4 protein-coding genes are annotated in these 6153 nt (G+C 74.2%); 2 read left to right on the forward strand and 2 right to left on the reverse strand.

Features of this window, described 5'->3' with window-relative positions:
• Positions 1-3: 3 nt before the first annotated feature.
• Positions 4-834 carry a hypothetical protein gene (locus tag ACFWMZ_RS19795; RefSeq protein WP_383181034.1) on the reverse strand — a complete coding sequence of 277 codons (831 nt, stop codon included), beginning with the start codon at positions 832-834 and terminating at the stop codon, positions 4-6.
• Positions 835-941: 107 nt separating this feature from the next.
• Between ACFWMZ_RS19795 and ACFWMZ_RS19800 the strand changes: the two genes are divergently transcribed.
• A complete protein-coding gene (locus ACFWMZ_RS19800; RefSeq protein ID WP_383181037.1) occupies positions 942-1274 on the forward strand; it encodes a hypothetical protein in 333 nt (110 codons plus the stop codon).
• 240 nt (positions 1275-1514) lie between these two features.
• A complete protein-coding gene (locus ACFWMZ_RS19805) occupies positions 1515-3293 on the forward strand; it encodes a hypothetical protein (RefSeq protein WP_383203110.1) in 1779 nt (592 codons plus the stop codon).
• On the opposite strand, the gene ACFWMZ_RS19810 is transcribed toward ACFWMZ_RS19805, so the two are convergent.
• Positions 3254-5773: an NB-ARC domain-containing protein gene (locus ACFWMZ_RS19810; protein ID WP_383203113.1), complete on the reverse strand. Its 2520-nt coding sequence runs from the start codon at positions 5771-5773 to the stop codon at positions 3254-3256. The genes ACFWMZ_RS19805 and ACFWMZ_RS19810 overlap by 40 nt on opposite strands.
• Between the last annotated feature and the right edge of the window lie 380 nt (positions 5774-6153).

The raw sequence follows: 6153 nt of genomic DNA on the forward strand, positions 1-6153 counted from the left end.
CCCTCAGGCGGCGAGGAACTCCCGCAGCGACCGCTTGAGCACGCCCACGAACCGGTCCCGCGTCTCCGCGTCGAGGAGGTCCAGGGAGAGGTACGGATTGAGGTCCTCCAGCTCGACCAGGAGCAGCTCCCCCTCGCGGGTGCGGCAGGCGTCGACCCGTGTGATGCCGTGCGCGAGGCCGTTCCACTCGAGGAAGCGGTCGGCGAAGGCCAGGTCGGCGGGGGTGGGGTCGTACGGCGCGAGCTCCCAGCGGCGCTCCGGGTCGGGGGCGTGCAGGGCGTACTGGAACACCCGGTCGACGTGGACGAAGGACACCTCGTACCGGAAGTCGACGCGCGGCTGGGCCAGGGTCGCGCCGTCGAGCCGGGCGGCCACCTCCTCACGGGGAAGGAAGGCGAGCCCCACCGAGTCGGCCCCGGCGACGGGCTTGACGGCGTACGTGGCCGCCTTTGGCAGCAGGGGCAGGTCGGCGGCGCGGTCGACGGTGGGGATGACCGGGTACCCGGCGGCCGTCAGATCGAGGAGGTACCCCTTGCCCGCCATGTCGCCCTTGCCGGTCAGCGGGTTGTAGACGCGCGTCCCGGCGGCGAGCGCATGGGCGCGGAAGGCGTCCCATGCCTCCTGGTGGTGGAGGACCGGCCCGCTGTTGCGGACCAGGACCGCGTCGAAGGAGTCGGCGAGCGCCCGAGCGTCCAGCGGGTGGCAGAGCGCGAGGTCGAACTCCTCACGCAGCCGGGCGGCGAGCCAGGCGTCCTCGTCGCCGTACCGGCGTCCACGCGCCGGGTAGGTGAGGTCGGTGACGAGCAGGAGGCGGGGGCGGGCGGGGACGGGCACGGGGGCTCCCTCTCGGGCGGGGCGACGGCGAGGCGTCAACCTACCCGCCGACGGCAGGGGTTCGGCCCGCGGCCCGCACTGTCACCACCAAGCGGCATCCTGGGCCCATGTCCTACCGTCACCCGCGCCAGACCTGCCCCGTCTGCCACCGCTCGGTCGCGACCCCGGGCGGCCGCTTCGCCCGCCACGACCCCCCGGACCACACCAGCACCCCCGGCTTCCTCATCAGTTGCACGGGCAGCCTCCGGCAGGCCCCGCCCGACGGGGAGCAGCCGCTCCTCTTCGAGGCGGGGGCGGCGGGGGCGGCGGGGGCGGACCAGCTGGATCTGTTCGGGATGGCCGAGGGCGGGGAGGAGGCCGGTGCCTCGGCGCAGGAACTGGGCGAAGCAGCGCCGGAGGGCGCGGAGGCGGGCGGCGAAGACCCCGCACGGTCGGCCTGAAACGCGATCACCGGTTCGCTACCGTGTACGGGTTCAGACATCGATTCCCCCGATCACCGAGACCGAAAAGATTGCTAACCGGCTTGAATTGCGATAAAAGCACCCTAGCCGCGAGCCGCGAGCCGCGAGCCGCGAGCCGCGAGCCGCGAGCCGCGAGCCGCGAGCCGCGAGCCGCGAGCCGCGAGCCGCGAGCCGCGAGCCGCGAGAGCGGGCGCGCGTGTGTGACCAGGGGCGGCTGGCGTGTTCGGTAGTCGGCCGCTCCGCGTGCCGGTGGGGCCGGACGCCCACCGCTGGAGCACCTTCCGCGGCGAACGCACCCTGGTCGTCGCCGCGCGCACGGTCACCTCGACCGTACGCGTTCTCGAAACGCTGCCTGCGCTGCTGTGCGACGACGCCCGCGTCTCCGTGGTCTTCGCCCACGACCCCACCTCCGCCTTCGACGAGGGAGTCCTCGACCTCCTCCACGCCGCGGGATGCCGGGTCGCCCCCTGGGAGCAGCTGACCCACCTCACGCCCGACCTGATCCTCACCGCCAGCGAGAACGTCGACGTTCCGGAGGGCGACTGCCCGGTGCTGGTACTGCCGCACGGTGTCGGCTTCCAGAAGCTCGTGCCGGATTCGCGGAGCGCGCGGGAGCGGCTCTCCGGGGTCGTACCGGACGCCCTGCTCGAGTCGGGGCGCGCCTGGCTGGCGATCTCGCATCCGGCGCAGGAGGAGCAGTTGCTCGCCACCCACCCGAAGGCGGCCGGGCGCACGCTGCTGGTCGGCGACCCGTGCTTCGACGAGCTGGTCGGCAGCCGGAGCCGGAGGGCCGTGTACCGCGAGGCGCTGGGCGTCGAGGAGCATCAGCGCCTGGTCATGGTCAGTTCGACCTGGGGACCGACCTCTCTCCTCGGCCGCCGCCCGGACCTGCTCCCGCGCCTCCTCGCGCGCCTTCCCGGAGACGGACACCGGGTCGGCGCGATCATCCATCCCAATGTGTGGTCGGCGCACGGCGCCTGGCAGATCCGCACCCTTCAGGCCGCCGCCCTGGACGCGGGGCTGCTGCTGATACCGGCGGTCCACGCGTGGCGGCCCGCGCTGGTCGCCGCGGATGTCCTGATCGGTGACCACGGTTCGGTGACCTTGTACGGAGCATCGACGGGCCGGCCCGTCCTGCTGGCCGCCTTCGGCGACGACGCGGTACCGGGAACAGCCGTCCACCACCTGGCCTCCCTCGCGCCCCGGCTCGACGTACGGGGCGACCTGCTCCAGCAGGTGGAGGACGCCGTACGCGAGCACACGCCCGAGCGGTACGCCGCGGTGGCCGCGCAGGCTTTCGCGGAGCCGGGGCATGCCCTCGCCCGGCTCCGCACCGCCCTCTACGAGCTGCTGGAGCTCCCGGAGCCGTCCGCGCCGCGGCCGGCCTCCCCGGTACTGCCGCTCCCGGACCCGCCCGCCGCCCCGGTCACCTCGTGGCAGGTGAGCACCGGCGTCACCCAGGACGCGGCGACGCCGGTCGTCAGCGTGCGCCGCTTCCCGGCAGCCGTCACCGCGTACGGCGACACGCCGCCGGAGTCCGCCACCCTCTTCACCCATCTGGCCAGCCTGGACGACGAGCACGATCGGCGGCTGACCGAGAGCGCCTCGGTACTCGCCCGGCGGCAGCCCGCGCCCACACCGGTGGCGGCGCTGCGCTGGATCGCGGACACCCTCGCCGAACTGCCCGGAAGCCTGCTCACGGCCTCAGCGGTACGCGCGGGCGGCTACCTGATCGGGATTCGGGACGGCCGTGTCGTGGAGGCGGCGGCCACCGGCCCGGCCCTGGACCCGAGCCTGCCCGCCGCCGTCGTCTACGCCTGCCTCAGGGCGGGGCTTCCCCTGGACGGCACCGAGGTGACACTGCGGATCGGTGGCGTGCGGGACGAGGACGTCCTCCTGCGCCTGCGTCCCGCCCCGCCGACCGGACAGCCGCCGCCGGTTCGGCGCGGGACGCGGGCTCAGCCGTCGCGGCCGTCCAACCGCCGCCGCAGCGCCTGAGCCGGGCCGAGGCTGCCGCGCGCCTCGTAGATGTCGGCGGCCCTGCTCAGGCACTGGCGCACCAGCTCCTCGTCGGTGCCCGCCCGCTCGACGACGTCGGCGAGCTGTTCCCATGCCTCCGCCTCGTAATGCATCCCGGCCGCCACCTCGGCCAGCTCACGGCACGCCTCCCGCAGCTCGCGGACGGCTCGCGCGGTGTCGCCGAGATGACCGTGGGCGACGCCGATGGCGGCCCTCACCCGGGCCGCCATCCGCCGGTCCGGCTCGGCGCGGTCCGCCAGTTCGTGCTGCGCCCGGAGCAGCAGGACCATGGCGCCCGCGTGCTCGCCCTGGGCATCGAGCGCACAGCCGAGGAAGAAGGTGGCGAGGGCGGCGCCGCGGGTGTCCCCGGCACGTTCGTTGAGTTCGAGGGAGCGCCGGTACGCCCCTGGTGCCTGGGACGGGTCGACGAGGTCCAGGTACCGGCCGAGGAACTCCTGGACGGAGGCGCGCAGGACGAGACGGCCGGTCGTCTCGGCCAGGGCGACGGCCCGCTCCAGCTGCTCTCCGGCCCGGTCCCTCTCGCCGAGGTCCAGCAGCGGGCGCGACAGCAGGGCGCGCAGCCGAGCTTCGCCCGCTGTGGCTTCTTCGATCTCCCCGGCCGTCTCCGCCCTGGCCGCCGCTGCCGCGGCCGCCTCGATGCCCAGCTCCATCGCCTCCGTCCACGCCCTGAGGTAGCGGTGGTACAGGAAGAAGACCGAGAACGCCTCGGCCAGCCGCCAGGCCAGGGCGTACCGCTCGTGCCGGACGGCCTCGCGCAGGACCGCGAGGATGGCCGAGCGCTCGGCGTGCAGCCATTCCAACGGCTGCGGCGCGTCGGCTGCGGCGAACGGGTTCTCGGCACCCCGCAGCAGGTCCGCGAGGCCGGCGATGCGCAGCCGCTCCTCGCGGAGCGCCCGGTCGGCGAGGGCGGTCAGCACGAGGTAGTGCGTGCCCACCCGCTCCGTCAGCGCCGCCGGGGCAGTCTGCGGCTCCTCCTCGGCCGCCAGCTCCCGGGCGTGCAGACGGACCAGGTCGTGCATGCGGTACCGGCCGTCGCCCATCGCCTCCACCAGACTGGCCTGCACCAGTACGCGCAGCAGGCGCTTCGTGCTCCTGGTGTCGAGGTCGGCGGCGACCGCGGCCACCCCCGCGTCGAAGGTGTGGAACGGCAGCAGGCCGAGCAGCCGGTAGAGCCGGGCCGTGTCGGGCGGCAGCAGCCGGTAGGTGGGGCCCAGGGCGACGGACACCGAGGACTCCTCTCCGTCCATCGCCAGCCCGGCCAGCCGGCCGGCCTCGTCGTCGAGTTCGGCGGCCAGTTCCGCCATGGTCAGGCTGTCGTCGAGGACCAGCCGTGCCGCCACGACCTGCAAGGCCACCGGCAGCCCCCCGCACAGTTCCACGAGCCGCAGCGCGGCCTCCCGTTCCGCCCCGACCGCCTCCGCACCGCATCGGTCCTTGAGCAGCTCCAGCCCGCCGTGCGCGTCCAGCGGCTTCACGGAGATCAGCCGGGCGCCGTTCTGGGCGGCCAGTTCGCCGAACCTCCTCTGGCTGGTGGCCAGCACCGCGCTGCCCGGCCCGTTGGGAATCAGCGCGCGGACCTGCGAGGGCTCGTTCACGTCGTCCAGGACCAGCAGGATGCGCAGGCCGGCCGTACGGGTCCGGAACAGGTTGACCCGCTCGGCGAAGGCGTCCGGGATGCCCAGTTCCGCTCCCGGCAGGGACCTCAGGCACATGGCCAGGGCCTCGGAGACGTCCCCGCCGGGGCCGGCCGACGGGGTGGCCTGGTCACGCAGGGCCGCGAAATCCACGTACAGGTGCCCGTCCGGGAAGCGCCCCTCGGCCCGTTCCGCGCATCGCCAGGCCATGGCCGTCTTGCCCACCCCGGGTACGCCGACCAGCACGTCGAGGCTGACTCTCGGGTCGTCGGCCGCCCGTCCGCCGAGCCTGGCGTCGAGCTCCGCGAGTTCCGCGTTCCGGTTGCTGAACGGCACCATGACGACCGGTACCTGGTTGGGTCGGACGGAGCGCGACGCCGCGGGTGAGGGTGGCGAGGGGACGTGGAAGTGGATGTCCCCGTGGACCGGGGAACCCTGGAGCATCAGCCCGTGGTTCACGCCCCCGCCGACCAGGTTGACGAAGCCACGCGAGGTGTCCGGAGCCACCTCGGACAGCAGCCGCGCCAGTTCCTCCACTGCACCGGAGTCCTCCTGGAAGACGTCCTCCAGCCGCCGCCGCAAGCGGGCCTGGACTCCCGCCTCGGCGTCGGCATCACCCGCCTCCCGCGCCCGGCCCAACTCCTCGTGGGCGCTCCGCAGCTCCTCCTCGGCGCCCGCCCCCGAGGCCCGCCGCCCGAAGAACCGGGTGAGTCCACTCTTCGCCCGCTCGAACGCCTCGGAGACGATCAGCCCGACCAGCGCCGTCGCCCCCGACACCGCGAGAGCCCCCAACTCGGCTTCCACCCAGCCCCCTTCGCTCATTCCCGCCCGCATGACAGTCGGACACCACCGTAGAGAGATCAAGGATGCCTGGACATCCGACCCATCACGCCCTGCGCCCGGGTCCATCCTCGCCTCTGCCGAGCCGGCCGTCCTCAGGAACCCGCACATTGCCGACCTCCAGTACCGCGAGAGACCCGACCGCGGGGAGCGACGGACAAGACCGGGCTGCGCACCGGATTCCGTACCGCTCAGGAGCGACCCTCTGCGACCTGTGCGTCCACGGCCGAGCGAAAGCGCCGCCCCCGTCGCACGGCCGCGCGTCCGTGTGCCGCGTGGTCGCAGGTGCCGCGCTGCCTCAGCGAGCACTCCGGCCTGCGGGGGTCGGCCGACGCCCGCAGGCC

The organism is Streptomyces sp. NPDC058373, assembly GCF_042723275.1.
Classification (GTDB): Bacteria; Actinomycetota; Actinomycetes; order Streptomycetales; family Streptomycetaceae; genus Streptomyces.